This is a genomic window from Streptomyces sp. NBC_00252, assembly GCF_036187565.1.
In the GTDB taxonomy this organism is placed as follows: Bacteria; Actinomycetota; Actinomycetes; order Streptomycetales; family Streptomycetaceae; genus Streptomyces.
On record NZ_CP108087.1, the window covers coordinates 5149358 to 5168786 of the forward strand.

The window sequence follows — 19429 nt, forward strand, 5'->3', positions numbered from 1 at the left end:
ACCGCTCACCCCCGACTCTCCCGTCACCGCCGCCCCCTCGTCATCCCGAGCCGCATCGTCGCGACGATCTCCCGCTGCACCTCGCTCACCCCGCCCCCGAACGTGTTGATCTGTGCCGCCCTGTTCAACCGCTCCAGCTCGCCGTCACCGAACACACCCGGTGAGCCCGAACGCACCATCCCCGCCAGCCCCGTCGGCCCGTCCGTCCCGGCGATGTGCTGACATATTCGGTACACCGCCACCGTCGATTCGGTTCCCACGACTTTCACGCCGCTCGCGTCGCCGGGCGCCAGCCGGCCGGCCCCGACATCACCCACCAGACGCCAGCTGAGCAGGCGCGTTGCCGCCAGTCGGGCATGTGCCTCGGCCAGCTGTGACCGCACCCACGGCTCGTCAACCCGGCGCCGCCCCGTCACCCGATCGGGCGTGCGGGCGGCGGTGAGGACGGCGGCGTAGAACTTCTCGGCCTGCATTCCGATCGCGGCGAGGGCGACCCGCTCGTGGTTGAGCTGGTTGGTGATGAGGGACCAGCCCTCGTTCTCCGCGCCGACGAGGTGGCCGGCGGGGACCCGGACCCCGTCGTAGTACGTGGCCGTCGTGCGCTGCCCGCCGACCGTCTCGATCGGGGTCCACGAGAAGCCGGGGGCGTCGGTCGGGACGAGGATGATCGAGATGCCGCGGTGCTTGGGCGCCTCGGGGTCGGTGCGGCAGGCGAGCCAGATCCAGTCGGCGTTGTGGGCGTTGGAGGTGAAGATCTTCTGCCCGTCGATCAGCCAGCCACCCGCGCCTCCACCCGCATCGCCACCTGCGTCTCCACCAACGTCCCCCTCCGCCTCCGCCTCGCCCTCCGTCTCCGTCTCCGGTGGCCGCCGTACCGCGCGCGTGCGCAGGGACGCGAGGTCCGTGCCGGCCGACGGCTCGCTGTAGCCGATCGCGAAGACGATTTCGCCGCGCAGGATGCCCGGCAGGAACGCGGCCTTCTGTTCCTCGCTGCCGTACTTCATGAGGGTCGGTCCGACGGTGTTCAGGGTGACCATCGACACGGGCGCGCCCGCCCGGTAGGCCTCGTCGAAGAACACGAACTGCTCGTCCGCGCCCCGCCCTTGACCGCCGTACTCGACCGGCCAGCCGAGCCCGAGCCAGCCGTCGGCGCCAATCTGGCGCAGCAACGCTCGCTGGCCCTCGGGGTCGTCCGCTCCGGGTGGGCCGTCCGGCATCAACGCGGCGAAGTACGTGCGGAGTTCGGCGCGCAGTCGCCGCTGGCGTTCGGTGGGGGCGAGGTGCACGACGGCGGACCTCCGGGGCGTCGTACGGACGAGGGTTTCTGACTGTCCGTCAGATACCGTGCACTGTCAAGGTCGTTACCCGCGGCCGCCCCACCCCAGGTGCTCCATCGGCGGGCACGCACGCGTGGAGCACGAAAAACGCCTGCGCGGCGGCACCGAAGTGCCACCGCGCAGACGCGTTACAACCCCAGAGAGCACACCTCACGCACCCCCGCGCATCCCCACGCGGAAGCGGGGCTCGGCTACCAGAAGTTGGCGAAGTTGACGGCGACGTTCGAGTTTCCCTGGTTGATGGCGGTGAACGCGGACCCGTTGACCTGGGCGGTGTTGCTCTGGTTCGAGGCTCCGGAGCCGACCGCCTGCTGCTGTGTGGTGGACGAGTTGCCCTTGTTGTCGTGCCCGACCCCGCTGCCGCTGACGGTCGCCACACCCGCGTTCGATCCGTTGCCCGCGATGGCGCCGTTGTCCGCCGTCGCGACGCCGGTGAAGAGGGCGGCTGCCAGCGGGAGGGCGGAGACGGCGGCGATGACGCGGGCGGTACGGATGCTTGCCATGTTGTTCCTCCAGAACAAGGTACGTACCGGCTTCGTAGCCGAACGCACATGAAGTACGGCTTCTACCAGGGCAGTTGGCCGACCGCCTCGGTGTGGTGCACGACGTCGCGGAACCAGAGTTGCCCACCGCATCCCCGGCGAACCAGAGCGGAAGGGGTTATTCCCCCTGAAGCGTGATGACAAGTCGATAAACCCCCTCAGCCGCCCTGAAGCCGCAGTTCGGTGCAGTACGGACAGTCCGCCCCAGGCGCCCCAAGAGGTGAAGCGTTCCGCCAGATTTCCGGCCTTTCTGCCCGGCCCGGCGAGTCGGCGCCGCTGCCTCTTCCTTTTTTCGAACATGCGTACGAACATGGAGCCATGGCCACCACCGACCGGCAGGCCACGACGCTGGCCCTCGCACACGCCCTGTCAGCCGCCGAACGCGGACTGGCCGTGATCCCCCTGTCCCGCACCAAGCTCCCGGCCCTGCGCTCCCCCCACCGCGACGACCCCGACCCGGCGGGCCCGATCTGTCACGGCGCGTGCGGACGCATGGGCCACGGGGTGTACGACGCCTCGACCGACCCGGCGCGCATCCGCGAACTGTTCGCCGCCGCGCCTTGGGCCACCGGCTACGGCATCGCGTGCGGACTGCCGCCGTACCACCTGATCGGCATCGACCTCGACACCAAGTCCGGTACCGACTCCTCGTCCGCGCTGCGCGAACTCGCCCTGCGCCACCTGTTCACGATCCCCGAGACCGTCGTCGTCCTGACCCCCAGCGGCGGCCGTCACCTCTGGCTCAGCGGCCCGCCCGACGTGGTCGTCCCCAACTCCGCGGGCCGGCTCGCCCCCGGCATCGACATCCGCGGCGCGGGCGGCTACCTCGTCGGCCCCGGCTCCCGCACCGACCACGGCCTCTACGGCGCCGCACCGGCCACCGCCCACCTCGCCCCCGCGCCCTGCCCGCCCTCGCTCCTGCGCCTCCTGCTGCCGCCGCCCCGCAGCACCCACCCCACACCGGCGTCGACCGGCCAACACGGCCAGGGCCTGGTCCAGTTCGTCCTCGCAGCCCACGAAGGCCAACGCAACACCCGCCTCTTCTGGGCGGCCTGCCGCGCCTACGAGAACGACATCGGCCCCGCACTGGTGGACCCCCTGGTCGAGGCGGCCGTAGGCACGGGACTGACGGAACGGGAGGCCCGGGCGACGATCGCGTCGGCGGCCCGGATGACGCGGCATCGGCCGTGAGACGGCTCCCCTGTGCACGCGGGGGCGGACACGCGTAAGGGGCGCCCTCAATGGAGGACGCCCCTTACGGGCAGTGCGGTGGGTGTGGGATTTGAACCCACGGTGACATCGCTGCCACGACGGTTTTCAAGACCGTTCCCTTAGGCCGCTCGGGCAACCCACCTGCGCACACGCCCACCAGGGACGGAGCGGGTACAGCGTACCGGGCCCGGGGCGCGCGCGGGGTCGTGGTCCGGCTTCGGCGGGCGGGGTGGGCGGTTACCGAGGCTGCGCGGTCGGGAAGTCGTAGACCGCCCAGTCGGTGATGCGGACGTAGCCGAGGCGTTGGTAGAGGGCGTTGCTGGTGGGGTTGCCCGGGTCCGTGAAGAGGACGACGTCCGTCGCGCCCGTGGCCAGTGCGGCTCGGGTGACCTCGGCCGTCACGGCGCCCGCGTAGCCACGGCCCCGGAGGTGGGCCGGGGTGTACACGGGGTCCACGCGGACCATGCCGCCGATCTTCGCGGTCGCGCCCGCGATGGAGACCGGGGTGCCGTCCGGGGTCTCCCAGAAGGTGAAGTGCTTGTCCGCGAAGCGGGTTTCGGCCCAGGTGTCCGGGAGGACCTCGTTCACCGCGGTGGCGAACTCGTGGCACCAGTGGACTACTTGGTCGTGGTCCTCCGCTCCCGCGACCCGGCCGTGCCCCTCCGGGATCGGCTCCTGCGGGGTGAGCGTCCCGAGGCGGTACAGGTGGAGCCTGGTGCGGAAGACCGGCGTCACGCCTGTGTGCCGTTGCCAGGCCTCGGCGAACACGGTGGCGGTCTCCTCGTCCGCCGTGACGTAGGGAAGCTCGTGCCCGAGGTCCGACAGACGCGCGGCGAGGGTGTCGGCCAGTCCGGGGGTGAGGGCGGTGGGGGCCAGACCGCGGGACGGGAGGCGATAGAACGTGGCCTCGACCTTTCCCGCTCGTTCCAGGCGGCCGAACAGCGTTGCCTGGGCGCCGTGTTCGGCCGGACCGCGCGTGCGCAGCTTCTCCGTCACCGTCAACTGCTGGGTGTGCAGGGCGGGTCGCGAGCGCAGGAAGTCGCCGGCTTCGGCGAGGAAGTCGTCCAGGTCTTCGGTGAGATGCCAGTCGTCCGGTCGCATGGTTCATGATTTCGCGGGCGTGGGGCTCCTCGGGTCGGTATCCGTGATGTCCTCAACGCGCCGTCGGTGAAACGCCGTTGAGGGTTTCGGCCTGATCGCCGTGTCCACGCACGCGTGGAGACCCGTCGTGACGCACGCACGCGTGGAGGCCGAAAAACGACCGGGCCGGGCAAGGATTCCCTTGCCCGGCCCGCCCGTTGATCGTGTGACGTCAGGTCAGCTGTCGCCGACCCGCGAGCCCAGGGTCAGTTCGGTCGTGTGCTCCGAACCGCCGCGCTTGTAGGTGATCGTCACCTTGTCGCCCGGCTTGTGGGTCCAGATCTCGCCGATGAGGGTCGGGCCGCTGTCGATCACCGAGTCGTCGAGCTTGGTGATGACGTCGCCGGCCTTGAGGCCCGCCTTGGCCGCGGGGCCGCCGGCCTCGACCGAGGAGGCGCCGCTGACGCCCTCGGCGGTGATCGTCGCCCCGGAGCTGCTGTCCTCCAGGGAGACGGAGGCGCCGATCTTGGCGTACACCGGCTTGCCGGTCTTGATCAGCTGCTGGGCGACGTACTTCGCCTGGTTGATCGGGATGGCGAAGCCCAGGCCGATCGAACCGGACTGGCTGGTGGAGCCGAGGCCGCCGCTGCTGGTCGACTGGATCGCGGAGTTGATGCCGATGACCGAGCCCTGCGCGTCGAGCAGCGGGCCACCCGAGTTGCCGGGGTTGATCGAGGCGTCGGTCTGCAGGGCGCTCATGTAGGACGCCTTGCTGCTGGAGCTGCCGTCGCTGGAGGCCACCGGGCGGTTCTTGGCGCTGATGATGCCCGTGGTCACCGTGTTCGACAGCCCGAAGGGGGCGCCGATCGCGATGGTCTCGTCGCCTACGGCGATCTTGTCCGAGTCGCCGAGGGCGAGCGGCTTGAGGTTGTTGGGGGCGTTCTTCAGCTTGATGACCGCGACGTCGTAGCCCTGCGCGTGCCCGACGATCTCGGCGTCGTACTTCTTGCCGTCCGGGAAGGTCGCCGTGAGCTTGCCGCCGTCGACCGCGTCGGCGACGACGTGGTTGTTGGTGACGATGTGGCCCTGGGTGTCGAACACGAAGCCCGTGCCCGTGCCGCCCTCGCCGCTGGTGCTCTCGGCCTCGATGGTCACCGTGCTGGGCAGCGCCTTGGCGGCGACGCCCGCCACCGTGCCCGGGTCACGCTTCACGGAGGCGCTGCTGCCGGTGTCGGCGGAGACGGTGGTGGAGTTGCTGTTGTTGTCGTTGTCCTTGGCCAGGGTGTAGCCGAGGCCACCGCCCAGGCCGCCGGCGACCAGCGCGGCGATCAGCACCGCGGCGATCAGGCCACCGCGTCCGCCGCCGGACTTCTTGGGCGCGGGCTGCTGCTGGTACGGCGTGCCCCAGCCGCCACCGGCTCCGGAGCCGTCACCTCCGTAGCCGCCGTATCCACCGCCGGCCGCGTCACCGCCGTATCCGCCGACGCCCTCGCCGCCGTACGCGCCCGTGCCCGCGCCACTGTCGGCGTACGCCGGGGTGGCGGGCGGCGGGGGCGGCCAGGCGGCGTCGGGAGCGGATCCCGTGCCCTGCGGGGGCGTGGCGGCGTACGCCGGCGCGGGGCCGGCGGGCGGCGTGTCCCGCGGGGCGCCCGGAGGCACCGGCGGGAGCTGCGTGGTGGGCGCGCCCCCTTCGGGCGCGGCCGCCTGCGGGGAAGCTGCGGGAGATTCCACCGGCACGGGAGGTGCAGACGGGGCCGGGGGTACCTCAGTGCCCTCGTTCTCGGTGCTCACAGCTCTTCTCCTCGGTCCACGGCTGTTGTTCTCGGAAGCATGCGGTCACACTCTTCACGCTTGTCGATCGGTCCGGCGCGAAACAGCTGTGCATGTGCTTTTGTATGCCGTCAGCTTTTCCCACCGGCCGTCAGAGCACCATAAGCGGTGCCTGTGGGTTCATGGCGAACCTTTATAAGGGATCTGTCGGACTAAAACGACATACTCGCTACGAGCCGTCCGCGACCCCTCCTGCAGGCCTCCCCGCGACCCCCCTACGGCCCTTCGGTTCCACGCCTTCCCCGTCGCGGTGGCACCATGACGCGGTGACCCTCGCACGGCAGCACCGGATCCAAGTCGTCGCCCATCGCGGAGCCTCCGAAGAGGCCCCCGAGCACACCCTGGCCGCCTACAAGAAGGCGATCGAGGACGGTGCGGACGCCCTCGAATGCGATGTACGGCTGACCGCCGACGGCCATCTCGTCTGCGTCCACGACCGCCGCGTGAACCGGACGTCGAACGGACGCGGCGCGGTCTCCGCGCTGGAGCTCGCCGACCTGGCCGCCCTCGACTTCGGGTCCTGGAAGGCCCGCGACAGCCGCGACTCCTGGAAGACGCGCGACGAGGAGCCCGACTGGGAGCACCTCCCAGAGGACCGCGGGGACACCTCCGTCCTCACGCTGGAGCGGCTGCTCGAACTGGTCGCGGACGCGGGCCGGCGGGTGGAGCTGGCCATCGAGACGAAACATCCGACGCGCTGGGCGGGCCAGGTCGAGGAACGGCTGCTGGTGCTCCTGAAGCGCTTCGGCCTGGACGCCCCGGCCAGCGCCGCCGACTCCCCGGTACGGGTCATGAGCTTCTCGGCGCGCTCGCTGCACCGGGTGCGGGCCGCCTCCCCGACGCTGCCCACGGTCTACCTGCTGCAGTTCCTCTCGCCCCGCCTGAGGGACGGTCGACTTCCGGCCGGTGTCCGGATCGCAGGCCCCTCGATCCGCATCGTGCGTAATCACCCTGCGTATATCGAGCGGCTGAAAAACGCCGGTCACCAGGTGCACGTGTGGACGGTCAACGAGCCCGAGGACGTCGATCTCTGCGTTGACCTGGGCATTGACGCCATCATCACCAACCGGCCGCGGGCTGTTCTGAGCCAGCTCGGCCGCGAACTCTGAACAACCTCATAAAGACCGTCAAACACCCCTTGACCCGGGCACCTCACCTGCACCATCCTCCGAACTCGGCCACACCATCGAAAACAAGCCACTCGCTTACAGGGAGTGCTCCGGCGCGTTCGGTCCGTGTTCGATCGCTGCGAATGCGTCACTGAACGTGGATTGGCCGGTTTCCGGTACAGGCCAATGGGGCATCCACACCGTGGCGTGGGGCGAAGGAGGTCTCGGGGGTGGCGTTGGTGGTGGCACAGGAGGTGCCCACGTCGTCGAGCATGGCCGTAACCCATGGTCCTGCGGGCGTGGGGGAAGCAAGACATCGCATGCGCGACCAGTTGCGCACGGGCGGTGTGTCGGAAGCGGTCATCGACGATGCCGTACTGATCCTTTCCGAACTTCTGAGCAATGCGTGCAAGCACGGCCGGCCCCTGGGCGACGCCCCGGTCGGTGACGGTGACGTCCGGTGCGCCTGGCGCGTGGAGACCGGCGGGCGGCTCACGGTCGAGGTGACGGACGGCGGCGGGCCGACCCGCCCGGCTCCGGCCACCCCGTCGGTGACGGCGCACGGCGGGCGCGGACTCAACATCATCACGGCGCTGGCCGACGACTGGGGTGTCCGGGACGACACCCGGGGCGAGGTCACGGTGTGGGTCGTCGTGCACGACGACGTTCATGATCCGGATGCCGGGCACCGCCGCGACGACTTCGCTACGCGCGTCACCGCGCCCACCGTCTCCGCCGTCCCTCGGCTGGAGTTCGCGGACGCGTTCGACGACCTGGACTGAACGCGGGTCCCATTCGGACTACGCCGGTCCACTCCGCATCACACAGGTCCACGCCAGACCGCACAGGTCCACGCCGGACCGCTCCGGACCCCACAGGTCCACACCGGTCCGCTCCGGGCCACACACGTCCACATCGGTCCGCGCAGGTCCATGCAAGACCACGCCGGTCCACGCCGACCCACATCGGTCGGCACAAGCACGCACGGGTCGCCGGTGATCCCCATCGGTCCGCATCGGTCGACACCGGTCCGCATCCCGGCCGACACCAACACCCACCGGTCGGCACCGGACCCCGCACCACACCGACACCCACCGGCCGACACCGGACCCCACCCCGCACCACACCGACACCCACCAGCCGACACCGGACCCCACCCCGCACCACACCGACACCCACCAGCCGACACCGGACCCCACCCCGCACCACACCGACACCCACCAGCCGACACCGGACCCCACCCCGCACCACACCGACACCCACCAGCCGACACCGGACCCCACCCCGCACCACACCGACACCCACCAGCCGACACCGGACCCCACCCCGCACCACACCGACACCCACCAGCCGACACCGGACCCCACCCCGGCCCACACCCGCACCCCCCGGCCGACACCACCCCGCACCACCCGCGTGTCGTCCCCAGCCCACCGTTCCGTGCCGCCGGGTTGTCCACAGGCTCCCGTCGGTCATGGCGTGAACGGCTAGGCTCCCGCCCGTACGAGACGAGCCGTAACCGGGAGACACCCACGATGGCCAAGAAGCGCCCCCAGACCACGGCCAAGCGGCCGCAGCCCAGCGACGGGGCCCGCGCCGCGGGCGCTGATGGAGACTTTCCGGTCGTCGGTGCCCGCGAGCCCTGCCCCTGCGGCAGCGGCCGCCGCTACAAGGCCTGCCACGGCCGCGCCGCCGCCCACGCGGTGACCGAGCTGGTCCAGCGCCCCTTCGACGGCCTGCCCGGCGAGGGCGACTGGGTGGCCCTGCGCGAGCTGGTCCCCGCGGCCACGGTCGCGCTGCCCCTGAAGGGCGGCCTCCCCGAGGGCGTCCCGTCGGTCACCCTCGCCACGGTGCTGCCGATGGCCTGGCCGGCCCTCCGCCGGGACGACGGCTCGGTGCTGCTGGGCCTGCAGAACGACACGGCCTCCGGCGACATCAGCCGCGACCTCGCCGACACCCTCCAGCGCGCGCTGACCGCCGAGCCCGGCACTCCGGTGCAGGCCCGCCGCGCCCCGGCCGACGGTCCGCGACTGCAGGATCTGCTCGACCCGGAAGGCACGTTCGAGCCAGTTGTGCACCCGGGCTTCGAGTTCTGGGTCCCGGAGGCGGAGAACGCGTCGCCGGAGGTGACCGCCTCCCTGGAGCGCGCGAACGCCGCCGCCATCCCGACCGTGAAGCTCCAGGGCGTGGACGCCGCGTACTGGTGCGAGACCCCGGACAAGAACCATCTGCGCTGGGTCATGCCGTACCCGGAGGAGCAGCTTCTGGACGGACTCGCCCGGCTGCACGCGGCGGGCCGCTCGGGTCTCGGCGAGGGCACCCGTCTCGTGGGATCCTTCCGTGCTCACGGTCTCACCGTGCCCGTGTGGGACCTCCCGAGCGGGCTCGGCGCGGACGACATCGAGAAGCCGGCCGCCGAGTTCGCCGAGCGTCTCACCGCCGCTCTGGCCACGGACGCCCCGCTCACCCCGGACGAGCGCCGCGCGCGGGGCGGTCTCACCAACCGGCAGGTCACGCTGAGCTGACACCCGGAAGGGAGCAGGGGTTCGACTGAACGGCCGTTCAGTCGCAACAGGCCTGTTCACTCCGGTGACTCCTGTCACAACTCCCCGTTGTGAAAGGGAAGTCGGTGTCCGAATAGCCGAGATCGAATTTGCGAACCGCCGATCTCTTGTTACCGTTCGAGTAGCCCGGTTGCTGGTGCATCCCCCGTCGCCAGCAACCGGGTCTTTTCATGCCCGGCCGCTGTTTACGGAACGACGCCGTCCGTCAACTCGCCGTAGGCGACGAGGAGTTGCTCCCCGAGCGCAGCAACAGCGGCCCGCTCCCGCCCCGCCCGGCGAACTCCGCGACGGCCGTGTAGCCCGCCAGTTCGCCCCGCGTCCGCTCCCGGGGCGTCTCGCACAGCGCGGGCTCGTCCTCGGCCTCCACGACGCAGTGCATCTGCACGGTGCGGTCTCCTGGGCCCATGAGGCTCAGCACCGCGTCCAGGTCGTCGCCGGTCGCGTTCCGGTAGTAGGTGCGCGCCCAGGTGTCCTCACCCTGCGTCATGACACAGGTCTGCGCCTCGATGCCGTCGGGGGAGGAGAGTTCGGGTCCGCAGCGGGCCGCCGTGGCCAGTCCCAGGCCGAGTGTCAGCGGGGAGCGGCCGGGCGAGGGCGCGGCGGACGGCGCCTTGGCGTCGCCAGCGGAGGGGTCCGAGGCGCCGGACGGATCCGAGGCATCCGAGGAGCCCGGGCCGCGGACCAGGGAGCGTACGACCGCGTGCCCCTCGTCGCGTACGGGTCCCGCGGACGCCACGGCCAGCGGCAGCGCGACCGCGCACACCGCGACGCCCGCGAGGGCGAGCAGACGAACCATTCGGGGGTCTGGGGGTCGTCCCCCGGAATGACGCAGCATGTGTCGGAAGATAACGACCAACCACGGGCGTCACGTTCCGCGCGCGCCCGACACCCCTACAACTCGGGGGCGCTCACACCCGTACGAGTGAGGGCCTCGACCACGGCGTCCACCACGGCCTCGACATCGGGGACCCAGGGCGAGGAGGAGCCGGGCAGTGGTGCACGCTCCCAGCGGATCTGGCCCTGGCCGGTCTCGGAGGGCGGCAGGGCGAGGTAGCCGCCCTCGCCGTGGAAGCGGAGCGAGCCGGGGACGTGGTCCTTGGCGTAGAGCAGCTCGCCCAGCTGCTCCAGGGAGTACGGCTTGACGAGCAGCGACCAGCGGGTGGGCGCGGCGACGACCGGGCCGAGGCGCATGCCCTGGCTGTCGAGCGCGGCCAGGGCGCGGGCGGCGGCGGGTGCGGGCAGGCTGACCGCGCAGGGAGCCTTGTCGCCGGTGGCGAGGACGATCGGGGCCGCGGGCCGGTTGCCCCACCACCAGCGCACCATGCGGGCGTCGGTGGTGGCCGCGAGGAGGCCTGGGTCGAAGGGATGTGCTCCGGGCACCGTGCACTCGGGGTCCGGACAGCCGCAGCGGGCCCGGCCCTGAGGATCCGGTGCCACGCCCGGGAGTACGGGCCATTGCCATTCCGTCGCGAAGGTCAGGGCCGCGCTGAGCATCTCAGACCTCCTGTTGTCTCGCCTGGACAGGAGCCTGCGTCGCTTTCCGAGGATCTCGCGCATGAGCGCTCGTTCCTTTCCGTTGCACCGCTGGCAACACCGAGGACCACATCACACCATGTGTCGATCACTTCACTGTGCGTACCTGTTGGCGCATCACACCCCTGCCTTCGGCAAGGGGAGCCCGTACGTGCTGAAAAGCGTGGGCGTGGCGTGGGGGTGGCGAAGTATGGCGTTTGCCGTCCCGCGTATTTCTCTCCGCCTCCGCCACGGGAGGATGGGGCACGATCGTCGGTGGTTAAGACGCCCGGGTCCCTCACCAGGTTCCGGGTGGCCCCCGCCACCCCTGGTCTTCTCCGAGTACGTACCCATCACGACCGCTGTGACGCTCCGTCGAGCAAGCCCAGTCGACCGCAATGGACCGTCCCCTGATGCAGTTTTAAGCCAACTTAGCCAATCCGCAAGGGGAGAACAAAATACCCCCGGTAAACCCATGGACACCAGGAATCCCAGCAGGACAATGCTGGACATCCCCTCACGAGTGCGTGTACATGTGGAGACACTGCTTGCGGCGCAGAATGACATGGGGGTTTGCGATGCTTTTGAGCAATACGCACCGGTCGGAAAGCCGGACGCCATGAACGCCCCTCACCCTCCGAAAGTGGCCGGAATCGATTCAACGGTTCCCTCGCCCGCACACACTGTCGCGCCCGCGCCTGCCGCCACCGGTACCCCTCCGAGCCCCTCCCCGAACACCCGGAACACGCCGGAAACCGCGCCGAACGCGCCAGGTGCCCTGCTCCAGGACCGGCTCGCCGGGTGGGTCTCCGATCTCACGACCCTCCATGAACTCACGGAGCGCCTGGCACGCACGGACGCACTCGACGAGGCCCTCCAGGAGCTGCTGCGCGCCGGAGCCGCCCTGGTGGGCGCCCGCCGCGGACTCGTCGTCCTGGAGCCCGGCGACGGACTCGGCCCCCACACCACCATCGGCCTCGGCCTCGCCCGCTCCGACCTCGGCCACATCGAGACGGTCCCGCGCGGGGCGATGTCGTACGGCCAGATCCTCGACGGCGTGCCCGGCGGCGAGGGCGGCGAGATCGTGCACCCGGACCTGTTCGCCGAGGACGCCCTCGACCCGCGCCACCGCGAGGTCGCCGTACGACTGGGCTACGCGGCGAGCTACGCGCTGCCCCTGGCGACCGACGCGGCCGGGCGTCTCGGGGCCGCCGTGTGGCTGTACGACGAGCCCGCCGAGCCGGTCGAGCGGCAGCGGCACCTCGTCGGCCTGTACGCCCGGTACGCCACCGAGCACCTCGCCCGCGTGCTGGAAGTCGAGCGCACGCGCGCGTGCGTGGCGACCATCGCCGAGGAGCTGCTGCCGTCCCGGCTCCCCCGCGTGGCCGGTGTGCAGCTCGCCGCGCTGCACCGCACAGGTCCGCGCGGCGGCGGCGACTGGTACGACGCGCTGCCGCTGCCCGATGCCGCGCTCGGGCTCGCGGTCGGCTCGGTGACCGGTTCCGGGCCGAGCGCCATCGCCGCGATGGGCCGGCTCCGCGCGTCCCTGCGGGCGTACGCCGTGATGGAGGGCGAGGACCCGGTCGCGGTCCTGTCCGACCTCGAACTGCTCCTGAGACTCACCGAGCCCGCCCGCTCGGCCACCGCCCTGTTCGCCTACTGCGAGCCCGCGCTGCGCAAGATCACCCTGGCCGGCGCCGGACACAGCCCGCCCCTCCTGGTCGGCGAGCGGCGCACGGAGTTCGTGGAGACCTCGGTGTCCGCGCCCCTGGGCATGCTGGCCTGCTGGGAGGCGCCGAGCGTGGAGCTGGAGGCGGAGCCCGGCGAGACGGTTCTGCTCTACACGGACGGCCTGCTGCACCGCACCGGCGACCCCATGGACCGCGCCTTCGCGCGCCTGCACGCGGCGGCCGCCAGCGTCCCCAGGGCGCTGCGCGAGGACCCGGCCCAGATCGCCGACCACGTCCTGCGGACCGTGCTCCCGGAGGGCCTCGACACGGCCGACAGCGACGAGGACGTCGTCCTCCTGGCAGCCCGTTTCGAGTAGTCGTCCGGACGCCATGTGTAACAGGCCATACGGCCCTGGACCCCCTTCCGTACGACCGTACGATGGACGGGGTCCAGTGCCGTATCTAGGAGGATGACCGTGGCCGACGAGCTCAATCCGGCTGTACCGGATCCAGCTGCTACCGCAGCGGGCCCGGAAACTGAGTCCGAGGAGCCTGAAGAGCCCATCAAGAAGCGGAAGAACGGTCTGTACCCGGGCGTGTCCGACGAACTCGCAGACAGCATGAAGTCCGGCTGGGCCGACACCGAGCTGCACGACCTGCAGCCCGTCGAGCAGGCCGAGCACACCGCCCGCCGCCGCGCCGCGCTCTCCGCGCGCTTCCCGGGCGAGCGCCTGGTGATCCCCGCGGGGAACCTGAAGACCCGCTCGAACGACACCGAGTACCCCTTCCGGGCATCGGTCGAGTACGCGTACCTGACGGGCAACCTCACCGAGGACGGCGTCCTCGTCCTGGAACCCACGACGGACGGCCACAAGGCGACGATCTACCTCCTGCCCCGCTCCGACCGCGAGAACGGCGAGTTCTGGCTCTCCGGCCAGGGCGAACTGTGGGTCGGCCGCCGCCACTCCCTCACCGAGTCCGAGCGGCTCTACGGCATCCCCGCCTCCGACGTCCGCGAGCTGCCCGCCGCCCTGCGCGAGGCCACCGGCCCCGTCCGCGTCGTCCGCGGCTACGACGCCGGCATCGAGGCCGCGCTGACCGACAAGGTCACCGCCGAGCGCGACGAGGAACTGCGGGTCTTCCTCTCCGAAGCACGCCTGGTCAAGGACGAGTTCGAGGTCGGCGAGCTGCAGAAGGCCGTCGACTCGACGGTCCGCGGCTTCGAGGACGTCGTGCGCGTGCTCGACAAGGCCGAGGCCACCAGCGAGCGCTACATCGAGGGCACGTTCTTCCTCCGCGCGCGCGTCGAGGGCAACGACGTCGGCTACGGCTCGATCTGCGCCGCCGGCCCGCACGCCACCACCCTGCACTGGGTGCGCAACGACGGCCCGGTCCGCTCCGGAGACCTGCTCCTCCTGGACGCCGGCGTCGAGACGCACACCCTGTACACCGCCGACATCACCCGCACCCTGCCGGTCAACGGCCGCTTCACCGAGATCCAGAAGCAGGTCTACGACGCCGTGTACGAGGCCCAGGAGGCCGGTATCGCGGCGGTGCAGCCGGGCGGCAAGTACCGCGACTTCCACGACGCCGCGCAGCGCGTGCTGGCCGAGCGGGTCGTCGAGTGGGGCCTGGTCGAGGGTCCCGTGGAGCGCGTCCTCGAGCTGGGTCTCCAGCGCCGGTGGACACTGCACGGCACGGGTCACATGCTCGGCCTGGACGTCCACGACTGCGCCGCCGCGCGCACCGAGACGTATGTCGAGGGCACCCTGGAGCCCGGCATGGTCCTCACGGTGGAGCCCGGCCTGTACTTCCAGGCGGACGACCTCACCGTCCCCGAGGAGTATCGCGGCATCGGCGTCCGCATCGAGGACGACATCCTGGTGACCGAGGACGGCAACCGGAACCTCTCGGACGGCCTGCCCAGGACCTCGGCCGAGGTCGAGAGCTGGATGGCCTCCCTCAAGGGCTGACGGCCGGCAGCGGGCACCTGATACAAGACTGATGGCCGGGCACACCTGCGGTGCCCGGCCATTCGTGTGCCGATCGTGTGCCCAGGGGAGGGCACTTTTCATGAACGCGCCTAGGGGGAGGGCTTTTTCGTGAACGACTTCTGGTCAGGTGTCGGCGTCGACCTGCACTTGGAACCCGACCCGGAGGGCGGCCGCAGAGCCGGTCTCGAACGCGCCCTCCGGGACGCCGTACGGGACGGCCGCCTCGCCCCCGGCACCCGCCTCCCGGCGACCCGCCGCCTCGCGGCCGAACTGGGCGTCTCCCGGGGCACCGCGAAGGCGGCCTACGACCAGCTCGTCGCCGAGGGCTATCTGACCGCGCGCCAGGGCTCCGGCACCCAGGTCGCGCTGCTGCCCTCCGTCGACGCGGAGGCACCGGGCGCGGCGGCACGCGCGCGCGTGCCCCGTTTCGACCTGCGGCCCGGCAGCCCCGACGTCGGCGCGTTCCCGGCGGCGGCCTGGCTGCGCTCCCTGCGCCGCGCGATCGCGACGGCACCCTCCCTGGCGTACGACTACGGGGACCCGCGCGGCCGGATCGAGCTGCGGACCGCGCTGTCGGGGTACCTGGGGCGGGCGCGCGGGGTGATCGCACCCCCGGAGCGGATCGTGATCACCTCCGGGTACGTGCAGGGACTCGCGCTCCTCACGCGCGTGCTCGACGGTTCCGGCGTGGCCATGGAGGACCCGGGGCTGCCGTTCCACCGGGAGGTGGTCCGGCACAACGGCGGCCGTGTGGTGCCCGTACGGGTCGACGAACGGGGAGCCCGCGCCGAGGAGTTGGGGGACGCGGCGGCGGTGGTGGTGACCCCGGCCCACCAGTACCCGACCGGCGTCACCCTGCACCCGGAACGCAGACGCGCGCTCACCGACTGGGCACGCGCGCGTGGGGGCCTGATCGTGGAGGACGACTACGACGGGGAGTTCCGCTACGACCGCCAGCCCGTGGGCGCGCTCCAGGGGATGGCACCGGGCCAGGTCGTGTACCTGGGGACCGCGTCCAAGACCCTCGGACCGGCGCTGCGGCTCGGCTGGATGGTGCTGCCGCCGCACCTCGTCGACGCGGTCGCCGACGCCAAGCTGCACAGCGACCACCACACCGAGACCATCGGCCAGTTGGCCCTCGCCGAGCTGATCGACAGCCACGCCTACGACCGCCACGTGCGCGCGTGCCGACTGCGGTACCGGCGCCGCCGCGACCAGCTCCTCGGTCGGCTGGGAACGCACGCAAACGTTTACGGCATCGCGGCGGGACTGCACGCGCTGGTGGAGGTCGCCGACGAGGAGGCGGCGCTCGCCCGGGCGGAGAAGGAGGGGCTCGCGGTGGGACGGCTGGGTGAGCACTGGCATACGGCGGGCGTGGACGCGGACGCGGACGCGAGCCAGGGGCGGCCGCAGGGGCTGGTGGTCGGGTACGGGACGCCCCGGGAGCGGGTCTATCCGGACGCGTTGGAGGCGTTGGGGCGGGTGTTGGACGGGGCCTGAAGGGGACCGCTGACGGGATCGGCGAGGGGGCCGTGGCGAGATCCGGTCGAGTCTGATTGGACCAACAAAAGGAGCGACCATTGGGTCTCTTCACAGGCCCACCGAGCTTCTAACGTCGTACCCATGACGAACTCACTCGTCCCTCCCGTGGGCCCGCAACGCACGCTCGCACTCGCCCAGTTGACCAACTCGGTCGGTGACGGCGCCTACTACGTGACCTCGGCGCTGTACTTCACCCACGTCGTCGGGCTCGCCCCCGCGCGCGTGGGCCTCGGGCTCACCCTCGCCTGGGCCGTAGGTTCGCTGGTCGGGGTGCCGCTGGGGCGGCTGGCGGACCGGCGCGGGCCGCGCGGTACGGCGGTGCTGCTGGCGCTGGCGACGGGGCTCGCGGTGGCGTCCTTCCTCGTCGTCCGGAGTTTCGTGCCGTTCGTGATCGCCGCGTGTGCCTACGCCTCCGCGCAGTCGGGGCTCGCGGCGGCCCGGCAGGCGCTGCTGGCGGGGCTGGTGTCCGCCGGAGAGCGGACCGGGCTGCTGGCGCATCTGCAGTCGACGCTGAACGCCGGTCTCGCGGTGGGCGCGGGCCTGGGCGGCCTCGCGCTGCGGGCGGGGACGCGGTCGGCGTACCTCGGGGTGTTCGCGCTGGACGCGCTGAGCTTCCTGGTGTGTGCCGGGCTGCTGCTGCGACTGCCGTCGGTGCGGGGCGTGCAGGTGCGGAAGGCGGGTGGGCTCGGGGTGCTGCGGGACCGGCCGTACGTCGTCGTCACGCTGCTCAACACCGTGCTGCTGCTCCGGATGCCGTTGCTCAGCCTCGGGCTGCCGCTCTGGATCGCCGAGCGGACGGACGCGCCGACCTGGCTGGTCTCCGCGCTGTTCGTGCTCAACACCGGTGCGGTGATGGCCTTCCAGGTGCGGACGGCCCGCGGGATCACGGGGCTCGCGTCGGCCACGCGCGCGGTGCGGCGGTCGGGCTGGATCATGCTGGCGGCCTGCGCGGTGTTCGCGCTGTCGGCGGGCGCGTCGCCGTGGGTGGCCGTGGGGGCGCTGGTGGTCGGCGCCGTACTCCAAGTGGCTGCCGAGATGGGGCAGTCGGCGGGTTCCTGGCAGCTCTCCTTCGACCTGGCCCCGGCCGACCGGGTGGGCGAGTACCAGGGCTTCTTCGGGACCGGTGTCACGGTCGCCAGGACGATGGGCCCCCTGGTGCTCACGTCACTCCTCCTGGAGTGGGGGACACCGGGCTGGCTGCTGCTGGGCGGGGCGACGGTCGTGGCGTCGTACGCGATGGGTCCGGCGGTACGGCGGGCGGCGGGTGCCGGGCGCGAGACGGACGAGGAGTCGGACGCGGCGGGCGGGGTCAACAGGCGGCCGGCACTGGCGAGTTGACCGGCACCGGTCACGGGTCCAGAAACTCACACGGCCATCAGCGGCGCGTCCTTCCGCCACTTCAGGATCTTGTCGAAGCTCACCACCGCGCCGCCCACACCCGGCTTGTTGCCGATGTGGACGTGGTCGGCGAGTTCCTGGATGAGACAGAGGCCGCGGCCGTTCTCCGCCTCGCTGGGGGCCGGGCGGACGGACTGGGTGCGGGCGAAACCGGGGCCCGAGTCGGCGACCTCGATACGGCACTTCTCGCCGTCGAGGTAGGCGGTGACCCGGTACGCCTCCGAGGACGTGCCGTGCGCGGTGTCGCCGCCGTGCTCGACGGCGTTGGCGCAGGCCTCGGTGAGGGCGACGGAGAGGTCGTAGGAGATGTCCGGGTCGACGCCCGCGGTCTCCATCGTGCCGAGGAACAGTCGCCGCGCGAGCGGCACGCTCGCGGCCTCGCGCCTCAGATGGAGTGACCACCAGATGCTCATGCTCCAGCCTCCCGGCCGCGGCTCGACATAGTGATACCTATTGCCGCCCGTGCCCCTGCGTAAGCACGGAGTTGACGTGATGCCGCCCATATGGGGGATGTGTCCCAAACGTAATTGGTGTATCCGGAGGTAGCTCACGTCGGAGAGTGATCTTTGTGACGTACGACACACTATGGCCCCGATGTGGTGGACCTGCCGTATAGCCACGACGGAGCCGGTGCGATGATGAGCCCGCCATGACTGCCCCCCACCCCCATACGGCGCGCTCCGGAGGTGAACTCCGGGTCCTGCGGGCCGCGGTGTTCGCCGCGGTCTGTGTCGTGCTGGCCGCGGCCGGACACGCGATCGCCTCCTGCGCGACCGTTCCGCTGTGGACCGTGGGGGCGGGCTTCCTCGCGACCTTCCTCGTCGTGGCGCCGCTCGCCGGGCGGGCGCGCTCGCTGCCGGGGATCGTGGTGCCGCTCGCGGTCGGACAGACCGTGCTGCACACGCTGTTCGGGCTGGGGCAGAGCGCGGGGACGTCCACCAGCGGTTCCCTGCCGGCGTCCGACGCCACGCTCGTCGCGCGCGCCGCGCATCTCCTGTGCGGGACCACCGCGGCCGCGATCAGCCCGGCGCAGGCCCACCAGATCCTCACCGACGCGCGACTGCTGCCGACTTCGGGCTCGACGGGCTCGATGAGCGGCATGGGGTCCATGGCGTCGATGCACCATCCGGCGGACGCCATGTCCACGTCCGCCGGCTCCTCGATGTCGCTGTTCCCGTCCCTGTCGATGCTGCTCGGTCACGTCCTCGCGGCGGTCGCCGCGGGCTGGCTGCTGCGGCGCGGGGACCAGGCGCTGCTGCGCCTGATGGAACTGTCGGCGCACGGAGTCGCCGAAGGGGCGCTCGTACGGTCCCTGCGCGGGGCCCTCGCCCTGGTGCGCGCCCTGCGGGCCGGACTGCCGGGGGAGCCCGAGGCGGGCCCGCGTCCGCGCCACAGCGCCCTGTTCGCGCCGCCCGCGCCGCACACCACCGCGCTCCAGCACTCGGTGATCCGCCGCGGCCCGCCGGTCGCCGCCGCACACACCCTCGCCGCCTGACGCGACGCGACCACCACCCCGCACTCCTTTCTGTTCCGTGCGTGGAGAGGCCGCCGTCGTGCGGCACACGCGCGTGCCCGTGTTCCTCCGCCGGGAGACCCCGGTGCACCTGGGACCCCACGCGCCCCTCTTCACCACCGGAAC

General features: G+C 71.6%; 16 protein-coding genes and 1 tRNA gene. 9 read left to right on the forward strand and 8 right to left on the reverse strand.

Annotated elements, in window-relative coordinates:
• Positions 1-23 precede the first annotated feature (23 nt).
• Together OHT77_RS22545 and OHT77_RS22550 are read right to left on the reverse strand one after the other, a co-directional pair.
• Positions 24-1286, reverse strand: coding sequence for an acyl-CoA dehydrogenase family protein (locus tag OHT77_RS22545; protein WP_328830320.1), 1263 nt, complete (start codon positions 1284-1286; stop codon positions 24-26).
• A gap of 242 nt (positions 1287-1528) precedes the next feature.
• Positions 1529-1840, reverse strand: coding sequence for a hypothetical protein (locus tag OHT77_RS22550; protein WP_328830321.1), 312 nt, complete (start codon positions 1838-1840; stop codon positions 1529-1531).
• 357 nt (positions 1841-2197) lie between these two features.
• On the opposite strand from OHT77_RS22550, the gene OHT77_RS22555 reads away from it, so the two are divergent.
• Entirely contained in the window at positions 2198-3070 is an 873-nt protein-coding gene (locus OHT77_RS22555; RefSeq protein WP_328830322.1) for a bifunctional DNA primase/polymerase, read from the forward strand.
• A 76-nt stretch (positions 3071-3146) separates the two neighbouring features.
• On the opposite strand, the gene OHT77_RS22560 is transcribed toward OHT77_RS22555, so the two are convergent.
• The 3 genes from OHT77_RS22560 to OHT77_RS22570 form a co-directional block, all read right to left on the reverse strand.
• Positions 3147-3233, reverse strand: a tRNA-Ser gene (locus tag OHT77_RS22560).
• A 95-nt stretch (positions 3234-3328) separates the two neighbouring features.
• Entirely contained in the window at positions 3329-4192 is an 864-nt protein-coding gene (locus OHT77_RS22565) for a GNAT family N-acetyltransferase (RefSeq protein WP_328830323.1), read from the reverse strand.
• A gap of 216 nt (positions 4193-4408) precedes the next feature.
• Positions 4409-5962 (reverse strand): S1C family serine protease, encoded by a 1554-nt coding sequence (locus tag OHT77_RS22570; protein ID WP_328830324.1) that lies wholly within the window; start codon positions 5960-5962, stop codon positions 4409-4411.
• Between the two features lie 305 nt (positions 5963-6267).
• Here OHT77_RS22570 and OHT77_RS22575 point away from each other — a divergent pair, with 305 nt between their 5' ends.
• From OHT77_RS22575 to OHT77_RS22585, 3 genes are all read left to right on the forward strand, one after another.
• Positions 6268-7110 (forward strand): glycerophosphodiester phosphodiesterase, encoded by an 843-nt coding sequence (locus OHT77_RS22575; protein ID WP_328830325.1) that lies wholly within the window; start codon positions 6268-6270, stop codon positions 7108-7110.
• A gap of 230 nt (positions 7111-7340) precedes the next feature.
• The gene (locus OHT77_RS22580; protein WP_401323551.1) at positions 7341-7892 is read left to right on the forward strand and encodes an ATP-binding protein; all 552 of its coding nucleotides are present in this window, start codon (positions 7341-7343) and stop codon (positions 7890-7892) included.
• Positions 7893-8645: 753 nt separating this feature from the next.
• Complete coding sequence (locus tag OHT77_RS22585; protein ID WP_328830326.1) at positions 8646-9635, forward strand: DUF5926 family protein; 990 nt, start codon at positions 8646-8648, stop codon at positions 9633-9635.
• Positions 9636-9879: 244 nt separating this feature from the next.
• Here the strand turns inward: OHT77_RS22585 and OHT77_RS22590 are convergent, their stop codons facing one another.
• Positions 9880-10470, reverse strand: coding sequence for a hypothetical protein (locus OHT77_RS22590; RefSeq protein ID WP_328830327.1), 591 nt, complete (start codon positions 10468-10470; stop codon positions 9880-9882).
• Between the two features lie 95 nt (positions 10471-10565).
• On the reverse strand, positions 10566-11231 hold the full coding sequence (locus OHT77_RS22595; RefSeq protein ID WP_266770541.1) for a bifunctional DNA primase/polymerase: 666 nt from the start codon (positions 11229-11231) through the stop codon (positions 10566-10568).
• A 457-nt stretch (positions 11232-11688) separates the two neighbouring features.
• On the opposite strand from OHT77_RS22595, the gene OHT77_RS22600 reads away from it, so the two are divergent.
• The 4 genes from OHT77_RS22600 (at position 11689) to OHT77_RS22615 (ending at position 17730) form a co-directional block, all read left to right on the forward strand.
• Positions 11689-13233, forward strand: coding sequence for a PP2C family protein-serine/threonine phosphatase (locus OHT77_RS22600; protein WP_328834308.1), 1545 nt, complete (start codon positions 11689-11691; stop codon positions 13231-13233).
• A gap of 93 nt (positions 13234-13326) precedes the next feature.
• Positions 13327-14829, forward strand: a complete 1503-nt coding sequence (locus tag OHT77_RS22605) for an aminopeptidase P family protein (protein WP_328830328.1) — start codon at positions 13327-13329, stop codon at positions 14827-14829.
• A 129-nt stretch (positions 14830-14958) separates the two neighbouring features.
• Complete coding sequence (gene pdxR / locus OHT77_RS22610; RefSeq protein ID WP_328830329.1) at positions 14959-16350, forward strand: MocR-like pyridoxine biosynthesis transcription factor PdxR; 1392 nt, start codon at positions 14959-14961, stop codon at positions 16348-16350.
• A gap of 123 nt (positions 16351-16473) precedes the next feature.
• Positions 16474-17730, forward strand: coding sequence for an MFS transporter (locus tag OHT77_RS22615; protein ID WP_328830330.1), 1257 nt, complete (start codon positions 16474-16476; stop codon positions 17728-17730).
• A gap of 26 nt (positions 17731-17756) precedes the next feature.
• Here the strand turns inward: OHT77_RS22615 and OHT77_RS22620 are convergent, their stop codons facing one another.
• Positions 17757-18203, reverse strand: a complete 447-nt coding sequence (locus OHT77_RS22620) for an ATP-binding protein (protein ID WP_266770533.1) — start codon at positions 18201-18203, stop codon at positions 17757-17759.
• Positions 18204-18439: 236 nt separating this feature from the next.
• Between OHT77_RS22620 and OHT77_RS22625 the strand changes: the two genes are divergently transcribed.
• On the forward strand, positions 18440-19285 hold the full coding sequence (locus tag OHT77_RS22625; protein ID WP_328830331.1) for a hypothetical protein: 846 nt from the start codon (positions 18440-18442) through the stop codon (positions 19283-19285).
• The last annotated feature ends 144 nt before the right edge of the window (positions 19286-19429 follow it).